Source organism: Paracoccus acridae, from assembly GCF_014642735.1.
Taxonomy (GTDB): Bacteria; Pseudomonadota; Alphaproteobacteria; order Rhodobacterales; family Rhodobacteraceae; genus Paracoccus; species Paracoccus acridae.
This window is the reverse complement of the sequence record NZ_BMIV01000002.1, coordinates 186,404-203,073: the sequence shown is the minus strand read 5'-3', so window position 1 is coordinate 203,073 and position 16,670 is coordinate 186,404. Positions and strand designations below refer to the sequence as shown.

The 16,670-nt window shown below is 66.8% G+C and carries 16 protein-coding genes; 5 read left to right on the top strand and 11 right to left on the bottom strand.

Going from position 1 to position 16,670, the window contains the following annotated elements; translation table 11 throughout:
* From IEX25_RS04095 to IEX25_RS04075, 5 genes are all read right to left on the bottom strand, one after another.
* On the bottom strand, positions 1-825 hold the full coding sequence (locus IEX25_RS04095) for a carbohydrate ABC transporter permease (RefSeq protein WP_103172655.1): 825 nt from the start codon (positions 823-825) through the stop codon (positions 1-3).
* A 10-nt stretch (positions 826-835) separates the two neighbouring features.
* Positions 836-1,705, bottom strand: coding sequence for a carbohydrate ABC transporter permease (locus tag IEX25_RS04090; protein WP_103172656.1), 870 nt, complete (start codon positions 1,703-1,705; stop codon positions 836-838).
* A 100-nt stretch (positions 1,706-1,805) separates the two neighbouring features.
* Positions 1,806-3,128 carry an ABC transporter substrate-binding protein gene (locus tag IEX25_RS04085; protein ID WP_188714141.1) on the bottom strand — a complete coding sequence of 441 codons (1,323 nt, stop codon included), beginning with the start codon at positions 3,126-3,128 and terminating at the stop codon, positions 1,806-1,808.
* Between the two features lie 146 nt (positions 3,129-3,274).
* Positions 3,275-4,234 (bottom strand): sugar-binding transcriptional regulator, encoded by a 960-nt coding sequence (locus IEX25_RS04080; protein ID WP_188714140.1) that lies wholly within the window; start codon positions 4,232-4,234, stop codon positions 3,275-3,277.
* Positions 4,231-4,905: an HAD family hydrolase gene (locus IEX25_RS04075; RefSeq protein ID WP_229665032.1), complete on the bottom strand. Its 675-nt coding sequence runs from the start codon at positions 4,903-4,905 to the stop codon at positions 4,231-4,233. Before IEX25_RS04075 ends, IEX25_RS04080 begins: the two co-directional genes overlap by 4 nt.
* 116 nt (positions 4,906-5,021) lie before the next feature.
* Between IEX25_RS04075 and IEX25_RS04070 the strand changes: the two genes are divergently transcribed.
* Positions 5,022-6,236, top strand: a complete 1,215-nt coding sequence (locus IEX25_RS04070; protein WP_188714139.1) for a glycosyltransferase — start codon at positions 5,022-5,024, stop codon at positions 6,234-6,236.
* On the opposite strand, the gene IEX25_RS04065 is transcribed toward IEX25_RS04070, so the two are convergent.
* Entirely contained in the window at positions 6,208-6,819 is a 612-nt protein-coding gene (locus tag IEX25_RS04065; protein WP_103172660.1) for a DUF2585 family protein, read from the bottom strand. The two genes, IEX25_RS04070 and IEX25_RS04065, sit on opposite strands and share 29 nt — an antisense overlap.
* 56 nt (positions 6,820-6,875) lie before the next feature.
* Here IEX25_RS04065 and crtY point away from each other — a divergent pair, with 56 nt between their 5' ends.
* From crtY to IEX25_RS04050, 3 genes are read left to right on the top strand one after another with little or no spacing between them, the layout of a single operon-like run.
* Complete coding sequence (crtY, locus tag IEX25_RS04060; protein ID WP_188714138.1) at positions 6,876-8,030, top strand: lycopene beta-cyclase CrtY; 1,155 nt, start codon at positions 6,876-6,878, stop codon at positions 8,028-8,030.
* The gene (locus IEX25_RS04055; protein ID WP_188714137.1) at positions 8,027-9,502 is read left to right on the top strand and encodes a phytoene desaturase; all 1,476 of its coding nucleotides are present in this window, start codon (positions 8,027-8,029) and stop codon (positions 9,500-9,502) included. Before crtY ends, IEX25_RS04055 begins: the two co-directional genes overlap by 4 nt.
* Entirely contained in the window at positions 9,499-10,416 is a 918-nt protein-coding gene (locus tag IEX25_RS04050; protein ID WP_188714136.1) for a phytoene/squalene synthase family protein, read from the top strand. Before IEX25_RS04055 ends, IEX25_RS04050 begins: the two co-directional genes overlap by 4 nt.
* A gap of 23 nt (positions 10,417-10,439) precedes the next feature.
* On the opposite strand, the gene IEX25_RS04045 is transcribed toward IEX25_RS04050, so the two are convergent.
* Entirely contained in the window at positions 10,440-11,399 is a 960-nt protein-coding gene (locus IEX25_RS04045) for a polyprenyl synthetase family protein (RefSeq protein ID WP_188714135.1), read from the bottom strand.
* On the opposite strand from IEX25_RS04045, the gene fni reads away from it, so the two are divergent.
* Positions 11,304-12,524, top strand: a complete 1,221-nt coding sequence (gene fni, locus IEX25_RS04040; RefSeq protein WP_308421426.1) for a type 2 isopentenyl-diphosphate Delta-isomerase — start codon at positions 11,304-11,306, stop codon at positions 12,522-12,524. The two genes, IEX25_RS04045 and fni, sit on opposite strands and share 96 nt — an antisense overlap.
* A gap of 58 nt (positions 12,525-12,582) precedes the next feature.
* On the opposite strand, the gene IEX25_RS04035 is transcribed toward fni, so the two are convergent.
* From IEX25_RS04035 to IEX25_RS04020, 4 genes are all read right to left on the bottom strand, one after another.
* A complete protein-coding gene (locus IEX25_RS04035) occupies positions 12,583-13,521 on the bottom strand; it encodes a YsnF/AvaK domain-containing protein (RefSeq protein WP_229665031.1) in 939 nt (312 codons plus the stop codon).
* Positions 13,511-13,945, bottom strand: coding sequence for a YsnF/AvaK domain-containing protein (locus IEX25_RS04030; protein WP_188714133.1), 435 nt, complete (start codon positions 13,943-13,945; stop codon positions 13,511-13,513). The genes IEX25_RS04035 and IEX25_RS04030 overlap by 11 nt, the downstream gene beginning before the upstream one ends.
* Before the next feature lie 336 nt (positions 13,946-14,281).
* The gene (locus IEX25_RS04025) at positions 14,282-14,782 is read right to left on the bottom strand and encodes a YciE/YciF ferroxidase family protein (RefSeq protein ID WP_188714132.1); all 501 of its coding nucleotides are present in this window, start codon (positions 14,780-14,782) and stop codon (positions 14,282-14,284) included.
* A 126-nt stretch (positions 14,783-14,908) separates the two neighbouring features.
* On the bottom strand, positions 14,909-16,537 hold the full coding sequence (locus tag IEX25_RS04020; RefSeq protein WP_188714131.1) for a Na/Pi cotransporter family protein: 1,629 nt from the start codon (positions 16,535-16,537) through the stop codon (positions 14,909-14,911).
* Positions 16,538-16,670: the final 133 nt, after the last annotated feature.

Here is a 16,670-nt window from a genome sequence, read left to right as displayed (position 1 = left end):
TTATTTCACGGCGCCGAAGGTCAGGCCCCGGACCAGTTGTTTCTGGCTGAACCAGCCCAGCACCAGGATCGGCGCGATGGCCATGACCGAGGCCGCCGACAGCTTGGCCCAGAACAGCCCCTGCGGGCTGGAGAAGCTGGCGATGAAGGCCGACAAGGGCGCCGCATTGGTGGTGGTCAGCTGGATCGTCCAGAAGGCCTCGTTCCAGGCCAGGATGATGTTCAGAAGCAGCGTGGATGCGATGCCCGGGATCGCCATGGGCGTCAGCACATACAGGATCTCGTCGCGCAGGGTCGCGCCGTCCATCCGCGCGGCTTCCAGGATCTCTCCGGGGATTTCGCGGAAATAGGTGTAGAGCATCCAGATCACGATCGGCAGGTTGATCAGCATCAGAAGGACCGTCAGCCCGATCCGCGTGTCCATCAGCCCCGTGCGCAGGAAGATCAGATAGATCGGCACCAGCACGGCCACGGCGGGCATCATCTTGGTGGACAGCATCCACATCAGGATGTCCTTGGTCCGCTTCGTGGGCGAGAAGGCCATGGCCCAGGCCGCCGGGATCGCCACGATCAGCGCCAGAAGCGTGGACCCCACCGCCAGGATCACCGAATTGGTGAAGGGCCGGAAATAGTTGTTCTGGCTTTGCACCGTCTGGAAGCTTTCCAGCGTGAAGGACGGGATAAGGTCGAAGCCCGCGATGGCCTCCTGTTCCGTCTTCAGGCTGGTGATGATCGTGTAGAGGATCGGAAAGAAGATCAGCAGCGCCACCAGCCATGCGGCGACGGTCCAGCCGATCCGGGCCTTGCGGGATGTTGCGCGTGCCATGTTTGCCCCCTCAGTCCAGGTTCTTGCCGACGGCGCGCATCAGGAAGATGGCGATCAGGTTTGCCAGCACCACCGCGATGATGCCCCCGGCGGCGGCCCCGCCGATGTCGAAGTTCAGCCGCGCGGCGCGATAGATCAGGAAGGTCAGGTTGGTGGACGCCGTTCCCGGCCCGCCGTTGGTCGTCACCAGGATTTCCGCATAGATGCCCAGCAGGAAGATCGTCTGGATCAGGATCACCACCGTGATCGCGCGCGCCATGTGCGGCAACACCAGATAGAGGAAACGGGCGTATGCAGGCGCGCCGTCCATCTCGGCCGCTTCCATCTGCTCGGTGTCCAGCGATTGCAGCGATGTCAGCAGGATCAGCGTGGCGAAGGGCAGCCATTGCCAGGCCACGATCAGGATGATCGAGGTCAGGGGGTATTGCGCGAACCAGTCAACCGGGCTTGTGCCCAGGAACCGCGCGACGTCGGCCAGCACGCCGTATGACGGGTGCATGATCATGTTCTTCCAGATCAGCGCGGCCACCGGAGGCATCACGAAGAAGGGGCTGATCACCAGGATGCGCACCACCCCCTGCCCCCAGATCGGCTTGTCGATCAGCATGGCGATGGCGATGCCGCCGACGACGGTGATCAGCAGCACCCCCAGCACCAGGACCAGCGTGTTCCGGATCGCCTCGAAGAAGGCCGGGTCGGTGTAGAAATACTGATAGTTGAACCACCCCGCCCAGCTGGTCATGCCGGGGTTCAGCAGGTTGTAGTTCAGGAAAGAATAATACAGCGTCATGCACAGCGGCACGATCATCCAGACGAACAGCAGGATGATCGCGGGCGCCCGCATCAGCCGGGCAAGCCCCTGGGTCTGGCGTGTGGCCATGGCGAAACTCCGTTGACGATGGGCGCAACGGCCCGGACCCCGAAGGGGGCACCGCCCAGAGGAGGGCCGGGCGGTGCCGGACTGGCAACCGAGAGACTCGTTACTTGATGTAGCCCGCCCGCGTCATTTCGCGGGTGGTGTTGGACTGGGCCGCCGCCAGGGCATCCTCGGCCGACATCTGCCCCGCCAGGGCCGCCGAGAACTGCTGGCCCACCGCCGTGCCGATGCCCTGGAATTCCGGGATCGCCACGAACTGGCCCCCGGTATAGGGAACGTCCTGCACCGACGCCTTCTGCGTATTGGCCGCGTTGATGGAATCGATCGTCATGGCCGCGAAGGGCGCCTCGGCCTGATAGTCGGGGTTCTCGTAAAGCGAGGTCCGGGTTCCCGGCGGCACCGCGCGCCAGCCCTCGCGTTCGGCGACCAGTTCCGAATATTCCTTGGACGTGGCCCAGGCGATGAAGGTCTGGGCGGCCTCTTGCGCGTCCGAGGATGTGGGGATCGCCAGGCTCCAAGCCCAAAGCCAGTTTCCGCGGTTATCCACGCCCTCGCGGTTGGGGAACTGCGCAAATCCCACATTGTCCGCCACAGTCGATGTCGCAGGATCGGTCACAAAGCTGGCGGCGACGGTGGCGTCGATCCAGATGGCGCACTTGCCTTGCTGGAACAGCGACAGGTTCTCGTTGAAGCCGTTCGACGAGGCGCCGGGCGGCCCGTATTCGTTCATCATGGCCAGATAGTCGGTCAGCGTGGCCTTCCACTCCTCGCTGTCGAACTGCGGCTTCCAGTCGGTGTCGAACCAGCGCGCGCCATAGCTGTTGGCCATCGCGGTGATGAAGCCCATGTTTTCGCCCCAGCCGGGCTTGCCACGCAGGCAGATGCCGTACTGCTCTTTCGACTTGTCGGTCATCTTCGCCGCCGCGTCGCGGATGTCGGCCCATGTCGGCGCCTCGGGGATGGTCACGCCCGCAGCCTCGGCCAGGTCGGTGCGATACATCACCATCGCAGATTCGGCATAGAAGGGCGCGGCATACAGCTTGCCATCGACCGACAGCGCGTCGCGGACGGCCGGGATCAGGTCGTCCACATCATAGGCGTCGCCCAGTTCCAGCGGCACCAGCCAGCCCTGCTTGGCCCAGATCGGAACCTCGTAGGTACCGATGGTCAGGACGTCGTACTGCCCGCCCTGCGTGGCGATGTCGGTGGTCACGCGCTCGCGCAGGATGTTTTCCTCGAGCGTCACCCATTGCACCTGGATGCCCGGATTGGCGGCGGTGAATTCGTCGGTCAGGCCCTGCATGCGGATCATGTCGCCGTTGTTCACGGTGGCGATGGTCAGCGTCACATTGTCCTGCGCAGCAGCAATACCGGCGGTGGCGCACAGCGCCGTCGCACCCAACAGGGCGCGCAAAGTCGTGGTCATGCTATCCTCCCCTTGTCGTTTGGGCATTTGCCACTTCGACGGGCAAATACTCACAAAGCTCTGGCCGTCTGTCAATCAGCAAAGTTTGCCATGCCCTGCCGATCCGCCAAAGCGGCAAATTTCGTGCTTTTAAAGGGGATTGGACGTCAGCCAGCCAACAAGCGTTCGGCCATGGCTTCCGAGGTGATCAACCCGTTCACAAGATGCCCCACCAGTGCGGCCCGCATCGCGGGCAGCTTTGCCTCGCCGGTGGCGACGGCGATCATCGGGCGGTCGCCCGCACGCGGCAGGGGCGCCGAGGCCACGCGTTCGTTGAAGGCGCAGTCGATGATCCGGCCATTCCGGTCGTAAACCCAGCTGGTGATTTCCCCCACCGCCCCAAGGGCGGCAAGCTCGTCCATCTCGGCCGCGCTGGCAAAGCCGTCCAGGAACATCGGCGCGCTACGGTCCATCTGGCCGATGCCCACCAACGAAAGGTCGGCCCGTTCGCACAGGCGGATCGTGTTCTGCACGGCCTCCTGGTTCCGCATGGCGGCCAGTTCGCCGGGGTTCCGCGCCAGCACCGGCAAGGGATAGGGGTAATGCGGCGCCCCGATCCGTCCGGCCAGGCTGATCGTCGCGTTATAGGGCGAGGCCGAGCCGTCCTGCATCATGTTCCCCAGCCGGGACACCACGACATGCTGCGGACAGGACATGCGCGGCAGTTGTTCCACCGTGGCCTTCAGCGCCCGGCCCGTCCCCAGGCTGACGATGCGCCGTTCGGGGGATTTCAGCAGCCGTTCCAGTTCCGCCGCCGCCGCAATCGCGATGCCGGTCAGCAGGTCGGGCGCATCGGGGTCGGACGGCACCACCTCGCAGGAGGTCAGCCCGAAACGGTCCGACAAGGCGTCGGCCAGATCCATGCAGCGCGCGATGGGATGATCGACGCGCACCTTGATCAGCTTCTCGCTGACCGCCATGGCGACCAGCCGCTGCGCCGACTGGCGGCTGACGCCCAGCTTGCGGGCGATTTCGTCCTGGGTATTGCCCGCGACGTAATAAAGCCACCCTGCCCGTGCGGCATCGTCCAGGCGGACTGCTTCGGCGCTGGATCGTCCTGCGTTCACGGGATAGCGGTTCCTTCCTGAAGATCCATCAACAGATGCGGAAAATCGCCCCAATTGTCAAAGGATCGCACCCCGTCGGGCAGGGCCATCGGGTCATGGCCCCGCAGATGCACGCCGCCCGCGTAATGCAGCACACGCATCCCGGCCGCCAGCGCGGCCGCGACGCCGGGGCCGCTGTCCTCGATCACCAGGGTGGCTGCGGGCGGGCAGCCCATGCGTTCGGCGGCCAGCAGGAACAGGTCGGGCGCGGGCTTTCCGTGACGGACCTGGCTTGCCGTGAAGACCCGGTCCCCGAAACGGTCGGTCAGTCCCAGGACGTGCAGCGTGTGCCCGACCCGCTGCGGGCTTGACGACGTGGCGATGCAGGACGGGATCCGCAGCGCATCCAGCATCGCCATGAAACCGGGGGTCGGCCCCAGTTCGGTGGTGAAACGGGCCAGCAGGCGCGCGCGGTAATCGGCCTCGAAGCTGGCGGGCAGGGGCTTGCCGAATTGCTGGCGGATGGTCTGGGCGACGGTCGGGAAGCTGCGGCCCACGAAATCGCGGCGCACATCGTCGGCTGTCACGGCAATGTCCAGGGCGGCCAGCAGGTCGATCAGGACGGCAGCCGACAGGCCTTCGCTGTCGGCGATCACGCCGTCGCAATCGAAGATGATCAGCCTGATCGCCAATGGTCCTTCCCCTTGCCATACCCATGCGGCAAACCGCAGCGAAAGCGCAAGTGCAACCCGGCAGCATTTGTGCGACCACTGCCCCGCCAAAGCCCTGCCCACCTGCCCGAGGTTCCATGCGCGCCGTTCTGATCACCCCGCCGCTTCACAGCCACCTGCGCGCCTTCGAGGCCCTGTCCCGCGAACTGGTCCGCCGTGGCCACGAGGCGATCTTCCTGACCGAACCCGGCATCGCGCTTGAGGACGGCGTGGCGCAGGCCACGCTTCCCGGTCCCCCTGCCCGCCCCCAGCCCCGCCGCCTGCTGGCCGAAATCGTAACGGGCGCGCGGCGCACCGACCGGCTGTGCCGCGAGGGCTTGGGCGTGCTGCGCGGCCTGTCGCCCGACCTGGTCCTGGGCGATCAGATGGAGCCCGCGTCGGGCCTGCTGGCCCGCGCGCTTGGGGTGCCGCTGGTGTCGGTGGCCTGCGCGGTGCCGATGGATCCCGAACCAGGCATTCCCCTGCCCTTCCTGGGCTGGCCGCATGATCCCTCGGCCGATGGCCTGCGCCGCAACAGGGGGGGCGAACGGGTGGCCGATCTTCTGATGACCCCGCAATTGCGCGTCATCCGGCAGTGGGCACAAAGCTGGTCACTGGGCAATCTGCGCCGCCTGCAGGATTGCCTGTCCCCCGATCTGGCGCTGTCGCAGATGGCGCCGGGCTTCGACTATCCCCGCCCCGCGAACGGTTGCCACATCGCCCCCGTCGGTCCCTTCCGGAAAGGCCAGGTGGCGCAGGATTTTCCGGCCGACATCGCACCCGATCCGGGGCGGCCATTCGTCTATGCCTCGCTGGGCACCTTGCAGGGCCACCGCGCAGGGCTTCTGGCGCGGATCGCGCGGGCTTGCCGGCAGGCGGGTGCGCAGGTGCTGGTGTCCCATGCGGGATCGCTGACCGACGACCAGGCGTGCGCGATCCCCGCAGACTGGGTGCGCAGCTTCGTGCCACAGCAGGCGGTCCTGGCGCGCGCCGACCTGTGCGTGACCCATGCCGGGCTGAACACGGCGCTGGAATGCCTTGCGGCCGGGGTGCCGATGCTGGCCCTGCCCCTGACCCATGACCAACCGGGCGTGGCCGCGCGGATCGCCCATTGCGGCGCGGGCCTGCGGCTGCATCCCTGGCAACGCAGCACGGCGCGGATCGCCGCTGCCGTGCGGACCTTGCTGGACGACCCCGGCTATCGCCAGACGGCCCGGCGGTTCGCGGCGCAGGCCGGGACGTGGGAAGGCGCGGCGGGCGCCATCGATCGGGTCGAGGCGCTGTTCACAGCCCCAAGGCCCGCCACAGCATGATCAGGAAGCCGTCGCCGACCCACAGCGACAGCAGCAGTTCCGCCCCGACGGCCAAGGCCGCCACCAGCCAGCCGGCCAGCGGCAGCGCAAGCGCGGCCCCCAGCACCGTCGCGGCGCTGTCGCTGAAGGAATTGACGATGCTGTCCCCGTCATAGGCCAGCGGATCATCCTGGGAATAGCCGAACAGGTCGATCACAAGGGGAAGGTTCTCGACGACCTCCCAGACGGTGCTGCTGACGACCACGGCCGCGGCGATTTTCCACAGCGACCAGTCGGGCCGTTTCCACCAGATCAGCTTGGCCAGCACCGCGCCAAAGACAAGGTGCAGCACGCTGTAAGGGTCCAGCACCGTCTGCGAATTCAACCCGGCCTGGTCCGGCATCGCCCAGATCTGGCCGCAACCGCAGTTGATCGGGCGGCCCAGGATCGCCAGCATCGCCAGCTTTCCCAGCAGCGCCATCGCGATCAGTGCGACAGCTTGCCGCCCCCATCCCCTGCCCTGCGGCAATTCGCTTGCATCCAGCGTCAGGCTGGCGGATCGTTCGGAGGATAGCGGCGGGGCGGAACGGTTTTCATCGGTCATCCTTGCCACAGTAAGGACGCCAGCCGCAGTGACAAGGGGCACAAGATCAAAGGGATATGACAGCGAACTCCACAGACATCGTCATTGTCGGCGCGGGGCTGTCGGCTTCGCTTGCGGCGCTGCGCCTGGCGGGCGCGACACGCGTGCTGCTGGTCGATCAGCGACCCGATCCCCTGGCCGGCCATACATGGTCCTTTCACGCGGATGACGTGGATGCAGCCCAGCGCGCTTGGCTTGCCCCCGCGATCCGGCGGGCCTGGGACGGACAGGACGTGCGCTTTCCCGGCTATGACCGGCAGTTGCGGGCGGGCTATGCCTCGGTGGATGCGGAAAGCCTGGGCGCGGCCTTGGCCGGTCTGCCGGGGGTGTCGCGGCTGACGGCCCGCGTGACCTCGATCGACGCGGGGGGTGTCGTGCTGGCGGACGGGTCGCGGATCGACGCGCTTGCCATCGACGCGCGCGGCTTTGCCCCCCATCCCGCGATCCAGGTGCGGTTCCAGAAATTCCTGGGCCAGGAACTGCGCCTGGCCGCCCCCCATGGCCTGACGCGTCCCGTCATCATGGACGCCACCGTGCCGCAGCAGGACGGATACCGGTTCTTCTATCTGCTGCCCTTCGACGACACTCGCCTGTTGATCGAGGCGACCTATTATTCCGACGGCGCCGCCCTGTCCGCCGCCGACCAGCGCGCGGGCATTGCGGATTACGCGGCAGATCACGGCTGGCAGGTGGACGAGATTGAGCGAGAGGAAAGCGGCGTCCTGCCCATCGCCCTGCGCTTCGACGCCGATGCCTTCTGGCGCGCCCGGCCCCAGGACATTCCCGTCATCGGATTGCGGGCCATGCGGTTTCATCCGTTGACCGGCTACAGCCTGCCCCATGCGGTGCGCAGCGCCGACCTGATCGCGCGGCACTGGCGGCAGGGTCCGCACGCCCTGGCCCAGGCGCTGCGCCGCGATTCGCTGGCCGAGGCAAAGGCCCAGGGCTTTTACCGCCTGCTGTCGCGGATGCTGTTCGAGGCCGCCGACCCTGACGAACGGCGGCATGTGATGCAACGGTTCTATCGCCTGCCCGAACCGCTGATCGAACGGCTTTACGCAGGGCGCAGCACGCTTGCCGACAAGGCCCGCATCCTGACGGGCCGCCCGCCCGTCCCCGTGGGCCGCGCGCTGCGCTGCCTGCCCGAAACCCTCAAGGTGAAACCTGCATGAAACACGAACCCGGCAAGACCGCCGCCGTCATCGGCGCGGGCCTGGGCGGCCTTGCGCTTGCGATCCGTCTGCAAAGCGCGGGCATCGCCACCACGGTGTTTGAAAAGCGCGACAAGCCCGGCGGGCGGGCCTATGTCTATCACGACGCGGGCTTCACCTTCGACGCGGGGCCGACGGTCATCACCGATCCCGACTGCCTGAAGAAGCTGTGGCGGCTGTCGGGCCGCGACATTTCCGAACACGTCACCCTGCTGCCGGTCGAGCCCTTCTATCGCCTGTGCTGGGAAGACGGGACGGTCTTCGACTATGCCGACGACCAGCCGTCGATCGAACGCCAGATCCACGCGATCAACCCGCCCGATGTCGAAGGGTATCGCCGCTTCCTGGCCTATTCCCGCGACGTCTATCGCGAGGGCTATGAAAAGCTGGGCACCGTGCCCTTCCTGCATTTCTCGGACATGATCCGTGCCGCGCCGCAACTGGCGCGGCTGCAGGCCTGGCGGTCGGTCCATTCGATGGTCGCGCGCCACATCAAGGACGAACACCTGCGTCAGGCCTTCAGCTTCCACACGCTGCTGGTGGGCGGCAATCCGTTCAGCACCTCGTCGATCTATGCGCTGATCCATGCGCTGGAACGCCAGGGCGGCGTCTGGTTCGCCAAGGGCGGCACGGGCGCCCTTGTCGCGGGCATGGTGCAACTGTTCCAGGACCTGGGCGGCACCATCCATCTGGACAGCCCCGTGGACCGGATCGAGACCGAGGGCAACCGCGCCACCGCAATCCATGCGCGCGGACAGCGCCACCCCTTCGACATGGTCGCCAGCAACGCCGACGTGGTCCACACCTATCGCAACCTTTTGCGCGATCCCAAGGGCGACAAGCTGGCCAGGAAGCGCCATTCCATGTCGCTGTTCGTGATCTATTTCGGGCTGCGCGGCCTGCGCCCCGAGTTGCGCCACCACATGGTCCTGTTCGGCCCCCGCTATCGCGAGTTGATCGGAGAGATCTTCGGGGGCAAGAAGCTGGCCGATGACTTCTCGCTTTACCTGCACGCGCCGTCGGTGACGGATCCCGACCTCGCCCCGGAAGGGTGCAGCGCCTATTACGTTCTGGCCCCGGTGCCGCATCTGGGCACGGTGGACATGGATTGGGACAAGGCGGCCGAGGCCTATCGCGACCGGATCCTTGATTATCTGGAAGAACGCTATATCCCGAACCTGCGCCGCGATCTTGTGACCGTCCGGCACTTCACCCCGCAGGATTTCAAGACCGAATTGAACGCGCATCTGGGATCGGCCTTTTCCATCGAGCCGATCCTGACCCAAAGCGCCTGGTTCCGCCCCCACAACCGCGACGAACGGCTGGAGAACATGTATATCGTCGGCGCGGGCACCCATCCCGGCGCGGGCATTCCCGGCGTCGTCGGATCGGCCGAGGCCACGGCATCCCTGATGATCGGGCAGCGCGTATGACCGACACGACCCTGGACCAGGCCCGGCAATCCATCGCGGTGGGGTCGAAAAGCTTCGCCATGGCCTCGAAATTCCTGCCGGCCGGGATGCACGAGGATTGCGTGATGCTCTACGCCTGGTGCCGCCACGCCGACGACGTGATCGACGGGCAGGAAGCCGGTTTCGCGGCCGCAGCCCAGGGCGATCCCGCCGCCCGGCTGGCGGAACTGCGCGACCTGACGCATCGGGCGCTGCGCGGCGATGCGGCCGCGCCGGTCTATGGCGGGCTGGCCCGCGTCGTGGCGGCCCGCGACATCCCGCACCGTCATGTCGATGAACTGCTGGACGGCTTCGCGATGGACGTGAACGGACAGGTTTATCACGGGATGGGCGACCTGCTGGAATACTGCTATCGCGTGGCGGGGGTCGTGGGCGTGATGATGGCGCGGATCATGGGCGTCCGGGACGAGGGCGTGCTGGACCGCGCCAGCGACCTGGGGCTTGCCTTCCAGTTGACCAACATCGCGCGGGACGTGATCGACGATGCGCGGATCGGGCGGACCTATCTGCCGCGCGATCTGCTGCGGGCCGAGGGGATTGAGGCCGTGGACCCCGACGACCTGTCCCAGCGTCCCGCCCTGCACCGCGTCGCGCTGCGCCTGCTGGACGATGCCGAAATCTATTATCGCAGCGCGGACGTGGGCATTGCCGCCCTGCCCCGGCGCCCGGCCCTGGCCATCGCCGCCGCCCGCAACATCTATCGCCAGATCGGCGTCAAGCTGCGGGCGCAGGGACCTGATGCCTGGAACGGGCGGCTGTCCACGACCAAGGGCGAAAAGCTGCGGCTGGCGGCCAGCGCGGTCGGGTCAACCGTTCTGGCCCCGCGCCGCAGGGTCGTCCCGGTCAGCCGCCACGGTCTCTACGTCCGGCCCTAGGGGGCAGGCCGTGCGCGCCCGGCCTATCTGGCCGCGCCTGCCTGCTGCTGCGCGGCGGGCACGCGGTCCAGCATCGGGGTGAAGATGGCGTCGATCATGCAGCGGAACGGTTCGGGCGACAGGCCGGCCCCCACAAGCGCCGCATCCGCCGACGCCAGCAGGGCGCGGCAGCGGCGAAGGGCCTCCTCGGCGCCGAAGACGGCAAGATAGGTTTCCTTGCCCGCGTCCTTGCCGACATCCTTGCCGATTGCCGTGCTGTCCGACAGCATGTCGATCAGGTCGTCGGCGATCTGGAAGGCCTGCCCCAGATCCTCGCCAAAGCGGCGCAACAGGCTTCGTTCGCCGTCCGCCCGGCCGCCCAGGATCGCGCCTGCCTCGACTGCGGCGCACAGAAGCGCACCGGTCTTCAGCGCGTTGATCCGGGTGATGCGGTCCAGGGCGTCGCCCGTATGGTCCGCGTCGGAAAAGCCGTTCAGATCCAGTTCCTGGCCGGCGACCAGCCCCTGCCAGCCCATCACCCCCGACAGGATCGCCACCAGCGCCCCGCGCTGGACCGCATCCATGCGGGGCAGACCGTTGGCGATGGACACGGCATGGTTCAGCAAGCCGATCGCCGTCAGGATCGCCGTCGCCTCGCCGAAGCGGGCATGGGTGGTGGGGCGTCCGCGCCGCAGCAAGGCGTTGTCCATGGACGGCAGGTCGTCGATGATCAGCGACGCGGTATGCACCATCTCCAGCGCCACGGCCATGTCCAGCACGGCGTCCCGGTCGGCCGCATCGCCCGCGACCAGATGCAGCAGATAGGGCCGCAGCCGCTTGCCGCTGGACATGGCATCGCGCGCGGCCTCGACCAGGCGGGCGGGCGCGGGCGCAAGTTGGGACAGGTGATGGGTGATCCGCTGGTCCAGCTGGCGCGCGAAGCCCGCCTGGGCATCAGGGTGGCGGGGCGACGTGTTCGGCTTGTCTATTGCCTGCTGGTGCATGACACTGTCCTTCAAGATTGGCGTTGTTCAAACAGGGACAACGCAAAACGACAAGGGCTGACAGGCATGACCCACCCCCACCCGTCGCTTGGGAAAGACAATGATTCCGGTCTCACGCTCACCTCTCGGAAAGAACAGCATCTGGACGTCGTGCTTGCCGGACAGGCAGGGCCGACAATAACGACCGGGTTGGAGACGGTCTTGTTCGAACACGTCGCATTGCCCGAAGTTTCATGGCACGACGTCGATTTGTCCACCGAATTTCTGGGCCACCGCATTGACGCCCCCGTGATGATCGGGTCGATGACCGGGGGGCCAAGCCGGGCGGGCGCGATCAATCGTGCCCTGGCGCAGGTCTGCCAGCAGTTGCGCCTGCCCCTGGCGGTCGGATCGCAACGCGTGATGATCGAGGGCGGAAGCGCGGCGGGACTGGACAGCAGCTTGCGGGAACTGGCGCCCGACATCCCCATCCTTGCCAATTTCGGCGCGGCGCAACTGAACCGGGGCTTCGGGCGCGACCAGGCCCTGCGCGCGGTCGAGGCGATCGGCGCGAATGCGCTGATCCTGCACCTGAACCCGCTGCAGGAAGCCGTGCAATCCGAAGGCGACCGCGACTGGCGCGGCCTTGCCGCCAAGATCGGCGCCCTGGCGCGCGACCTGCCCGTCCCGGTCGTCGTGAAAGAGGTCGGCGCCGGACTGTCCGCCCCCGTCATCGCCCGCCTTGCCGAAGAAGGGATCACCCATTTCGATGTCGCGGGCGCGGGCGGCACGGACTGGGCCCTGGTCGAAGCCGCGCGTGCGCCCGATCCCGTATCGGCGCAGGTGGCCGCCTGCTTTGCCGGCTGGGGCATTCCCACGTCCCAGGCGATCCGCGCCGCCCGCGAAGCAGCACCTGGGGCAACCGTCATCGGATCGGGGGGCATCGTCACCGGCCTGGACGCCGCGCGTGCCATCAGGCTGGGGGCGGACGTGGTGTCGCTGGCTGGCGCTGTGCTCGCCTCGGCAATCGAGGGACCGGGGGCGCTGGAACAGCAATTGGAAATCGTGCTGAAGCAGTTGCGCACGGCCTGTTTCTGCACCGGCAGCGCGAACCTTGCGGATCTGCGCCGGGCGCGGCTGCGCTGACGGAGGAACGGCGCCCGCAAGGGGCGCCGTTCCTGTTTAGCGGTCCTCGGGCGATCCCTCAGACGATCCGGTCGTCGCGGCTGGTGTCGCGACGGATGGTACCGGTCGCGTCGCGGTCGTCCTCGATCTCGACCTCGGTATGGCGCACCGTGTCCGAAATCGTCTCGCGATGGGTGTCGCTGGTCTTGCGCAGGCCGATCTCCTCGACCACGCGGGCCTCTTTCTGGACCACCGCTTCCTCGCGGTATTCCTCGGCCTCGATCACGCGGTCCTGGAAGGACACATCCTCGCCGGTGACGGCGCGATCCACGGGACGGCGTTCGATCTCCACGCGCTCCTCGCGCAGATCGACGCTTTCGGTGACTGGCTCCTCGACCGTATAGGCGCGGACGCGGACGCGGCCATGGCTGGTGTCGCGCTTGCCGATGCGGATGCGTTCCTCGACCACGGGGATCGTCTCGTCCGCCCGCAGGCCCATCTGTTCGCCATGGGCGCCATATTCCGTGCGCGCATCCAGATCGCCGGTGGCCGAGCCGCCCCCCATGGCGCCACCTGCCACGGCGCCGCCCGCCGACGCGGTGGCATAGCTGCTGGCTTCATATCCGCCCCAGCCCTCGGCCCGCCAGGTATCGACGCGCTCGTCCAGGTCGATGCTGCCTTCGTCGTCAAGGATGTCCAGGGCCGTGTCGTATTCCGACGACGCAAGACCGGTCACCGTGACCAGATAGCCCCCGCGCGACAGCCCTTCGGCATAGGCATAGCGGTCTTCGTCGGGAAAGAAGAAATCGCTGAGCGAATCCCAGAAGCCCTTGTCGTCGCCGGTCCTTGTCCCGGTTGTCGCGGTGACGTCCGATCCGCCAGACACCATCCTGATCCGCGCGGTCGGAATGCCTGCCTGAACCAGGCGATCCACCGCACGCTGCGCGTCGTGCTGGCTGTCGAACATGGCGGATACCGAAGTGCCGCCCATGGTGCCGGTTTGATTGTCATAGGTCATCGTGATCTTCCTTGCTGTTTGATTGGGTCGGATCGCCGCCCTGCCCGCTTTCGGACAGGTGTTCGACCCGAACGACCTGACGCCGCGTTTCCGCCGGGATCTCGACGGTTTCGTGCCGTTCGACACGCCGGATGTGGACCTCCTCTCGGAGATACAGCTCGCGCGTCACGACCAGCCGTTCCTCGACGACGGGAATGATCGTCAGATCGTCCCGGGTCGTCACCTCCGGCACGGCGTCGATCCTGCGGTTGACGGGCACCCGAACCACCTCGACCTCTGTGCTGGACAGATCTGCCGGCAGGCGATGTTCGACGGTTTCGGTCTGCGTCGATACACGCACCCGTCCGGTGATCACGGCCTGCTTGGACAGCGATATCGTTTCCTCGACAACGGGGATGATATCGGCATTGGGTTCGTCAGGCATCCGCCCTCCGCGGTTCATCGGTCATTGCGACCAGCACAGAAACAACAGACGCTGCCGCAATGCGTTCGTTCACATAAATGAGAGCAGCTTGAAGTCGCCGGCTGTCTGGCAAGGCAGGAACGACTCCGTCGTCGCCATTCCTTGGCTTGCCGAACATGATCCTGATCCGATCATGCGTCTCTGAACCGGTCGTCATCACGGCCCCGGTTACCCGGCAGCCATTCTGCCAAGGCAAATTGCCCGCATGGACTGGTTCGGGACGACCAGGGCCGCGTTCCGGCGCATGAAAAAAGCGGCCCCACTGAGGGGGCCGCCTGAAAGACCGTTGCGGGGGGATCAGGCCGCCTTGGCGGTCGCCGCGGCGTTGATCACCGCTTCGGCCAGGCCGGTCAGCTTTTCGTCCGTCGCGGCTTCTTCCTGAAGGGTCTCGTCAAGCAGCGAGACGGCCTCGTTCATACCCAGCATCTGCGCCCAGGCCTTGAGGGTGCCATAGCGGCTGATCTCGTAATGCTCGACCGCCTGGGCCGCAGCCAGCAGGCCCGCGTCAAGCGCCGGGCTGCCCTTGAATTCGTCCATGATCTCCTCGCCCTCGGCGATGATGCCTTCGATGGCATCGCAGGTCTTGCCGCGCGGGCGCTTGCCGATCAGTTCGAACACCTGGGTCAGACGCTCGATCTGGCCCTGGGTTTCCTGTTCGTGCATCTCGAACGCGGCCTTCAGATCCTCGCTTTGGGCGGCACGGGCCATCTTGCGCAGGGACGTGGTGATCTTGCGTTCGGCGTAATAGATGTCCTTCAGGGTTTCGTGGAACAGCGTGTCAAGCGTTTGGTCGGCCATGAAAAGCTCCTCTTGGTTGCGCCGCCGCCCTTGTCCGGGGCAGCAGCATCGCCAAGTCAACCAACCCGCAAGGGGACTGTTCCCGCAGCCTTGATCGGAAGTGACATTTATTAAGTTGCCTTTGCGTCAGCGGCTGCGCAGGCGGCTTTCGAACAGCAGCCCGTCTTCGTCCAGGATCGGATGCGCGACCGAGATGACATGGGCATTCACCCGCTTGAGGTCGCGCAGGATGTCCAGATGCAGCGACGATGTCTCGCGGCTGGCCGCCAGCCCCTCGCGCAGGCGGAACAGGTGGCGCTGCGACGACTGGCGTTCAAGGTTGCGGATCTCGACCTTCAGCTCCATCAGCCTGCGCGCCATGTCGCGGTCGCGGGTCATGAAGACCGTCTGCGCCATGCGCAGGTTTTCTTGGGTCATCACGAACATCCGGTCCAGTTCGTCAAAACCCTGGGGCGAAAAGCGCAGGCCAAGGCCGATCTTCTTGCGCACCTCGGGGGCGAGGCCCTTGTCGATGATGTCGCCCACATGTTCCAGGTTGATGACATAGTCCAGGATGGTGATGGCGCGGCGACGCTCCTCCTCGCTGGCCTGGTTGCCCAGGCGGGACAGGTATGTCTTCACCTCTTGCTGGCGCCGGTCCACGCGGCGCTCCAGCTCCTGCACCTCGGCCAGGGGGGCCGGGTCGTTCTGCTGGAAGGCCAGCCGGGTCTGGACCAGCATCCGTTCGACCGTGTCGCCGATGGCCAGAACCTCTCTTGCGGCGCCGGTCAGGGCGACAAGCGGGGTGTCCAGGGCGGCGTCGTCCAGCCACAGGGGGCCGGGTTCGGCTTCGCGGTCATCCGACGCCACAAGGTGTTCCAGCCCACGGGTGATCAGGCCGGCAAAGGGCCAGATCAGCACGGCAAGGGCCAGGTTGAAGGCCAGATGCGCCTCGACCGCAAGGCCGGTCCAGGGCAAGGGCACCTGTTGCAGCGCGGGACCGATCCACCCGGCGAAAGGCAAGGCGATGATGCAGCCGATGGCGCGGATCACAAGGTTGCCTATCGCAACGCGTCGCGCGGGGGCCGCAAGGCCTTTCGTCAGCACCACCGGCACCACCGCGCCCCCCAGGTTGGCGCCCAGCACCAGAACCACCGTCAGCGGGGCCGGAAGGCCCAGCGACAGCACCAGCAGCACGGCCGCCAGCGACGACGAACAGGCGAAGGCCAGTCCCGCCGCCATCAGCACGGCCACGGGCCAGGCCTGATCCAGCATCGGCAGGAATGCCGCCAGCAGGGGCGATTCCCGCACCGGCGCCGCCGCAAGATCCAGCAGCGTCAGCGACAGCAACATGAGCCCGACGCCCATCAGACCCCTTCCGGTGCCCGCCAGCATCGGCCCGGATCGCTTCGACAGGGCATAGCCGGTCACCAGCAACACAGGGGTCAAGGCCCCTGCGCCCGACGACACGACCCAGGCGGTCAGCGCGGTGCCGACATTCGCGCCCAGCAGCACGATCTGCGCCATCCGCGCGCGGATCATGCCGCGATCCACGAAGGACGCGGCCAAAAGCGCCGTCGCGGTCGAGGATTGCAGGCCCAGCGTCGCGGCAAGCCCCGCCAGGAACGCCCCCGCACCCGTGCGCGTGCCGATCCCCAAGGCCATGCGCAGGCGGATGCCGAAAGCCTCGGTCATGCCGTCGCGGACCAGGTTCAGACCGAACAGCAACAAGGCGACCGCGCCGCCCAGTTGCACGATGATCATCAAAGACGCCATGCCACCCCCTTTACGCACAGGGAAACACGCACCGCCCCTTTTGCCAATCGCCGAGTTGCCTAAAAGTTTCCTTGGCTGACGGTCCCTGTCCGGCTGCAACAGAAGCGGGCAGGCCATACCGGGTCCCCCCAGT

Bases quoted from the DNA above. Each gene is read 5' to 3' on its own strand.
- IEX25_RS04055 (WP_188714137.1), top strand. From the start codon at position 8,027: ATGAAACACGAACCCGGCAAGACCGCCGCCGTCATCGGCGCGGGCCTG.
- IEX25_RS04035 (WP_229665031.1), bottom strand. From the start codon at position 13,521: ATGACCTATGACAATCAAACCGGCACCATGGGCGGCACTTCGGTATCC.
- IEX25_RS04095 (WP_103172655.1), bottom strand. From the start codon at position 825: ATGGCACGCGCAACATCCCGCAAGGCCCGGATCGGCTGGACCGTCGCC.
- IEX25_RS04065 (WP_103172660.1), bottom strand. From the start codon at position 6,819: ATGACCGATGAAAACCGTTCCGCCCCGCCGCTATCCTCCGAACGATCC.
- fni (WP_308421426.1), top strand. From the start codon at position 11,304: ATGGGTGATCCGCTGGTCCAGCTGGCGCGCGAAGCCCGCCTGGGCATC.
- IEX25_RS04025 (WP_188714132.1), bottom strand. From the start codon at position 14,782: ATGGCCGACCAAACGCTTGACACGCTGTTCCACGAAACCCTGAAGGAC.
- IEX25_RS04020 (WP_188714131.1), bottom strand. From the start codon at position 16,537: ATGGCGTCTTTGATGATCATCGTGCAACTGGGCGGCGCGGTCGCCTTG.
- IEX25_RS04085 (WP_188714141.1), bottom strand. From the start codon at position 3,128: ATGACCACGACTTTGCGCGCCCTGTTGGGTGCGACGGCGCTGTGCGCC.
- IEX25_RS04070 (WP_188714139.1), top strand. From the start codon at position 5,022: ATGCGCGCCGTTCTGATCACCCCGCCGCTTCACAGCCACCTGCGCGCC.
- IEX25_RS04090 (WP_103172656.1), bottom strand. From the start codon at position 1,705: ATGGCCACACGCCAGACCCAGGGGCTTGCCCGGCTGATGCGGGCGCCC.
- IEX25_RS04030 (WP_188714133.1), bottom strand. From the start codon at position 13,945: ATGCCTGACGAACCCAATGCCGATATCATCCCCGTTGTCGAGGAAACG.
- IEX25_RS04045 (WP_188714135.1), bottom strand. From the start codon at position 11,399: ATGCACCAGCAGGCAATAGACAAGCCGAACACGTCGCCCCGCCACCCT.
- IEX25_RS04050 (WP_188714136.1), top strand. From the start codon at position 9,499: ATGACCGACACGACCCTGGACCAGGCCCGGCAATCCATCGCGGTGGGG.
- crtY (WP_188714138.1), top strand. From the start codon at position 6,876: ATGACAGCGAACTCCACAGACATCGTCATTGTCGGCGCGGGGCTGTCG.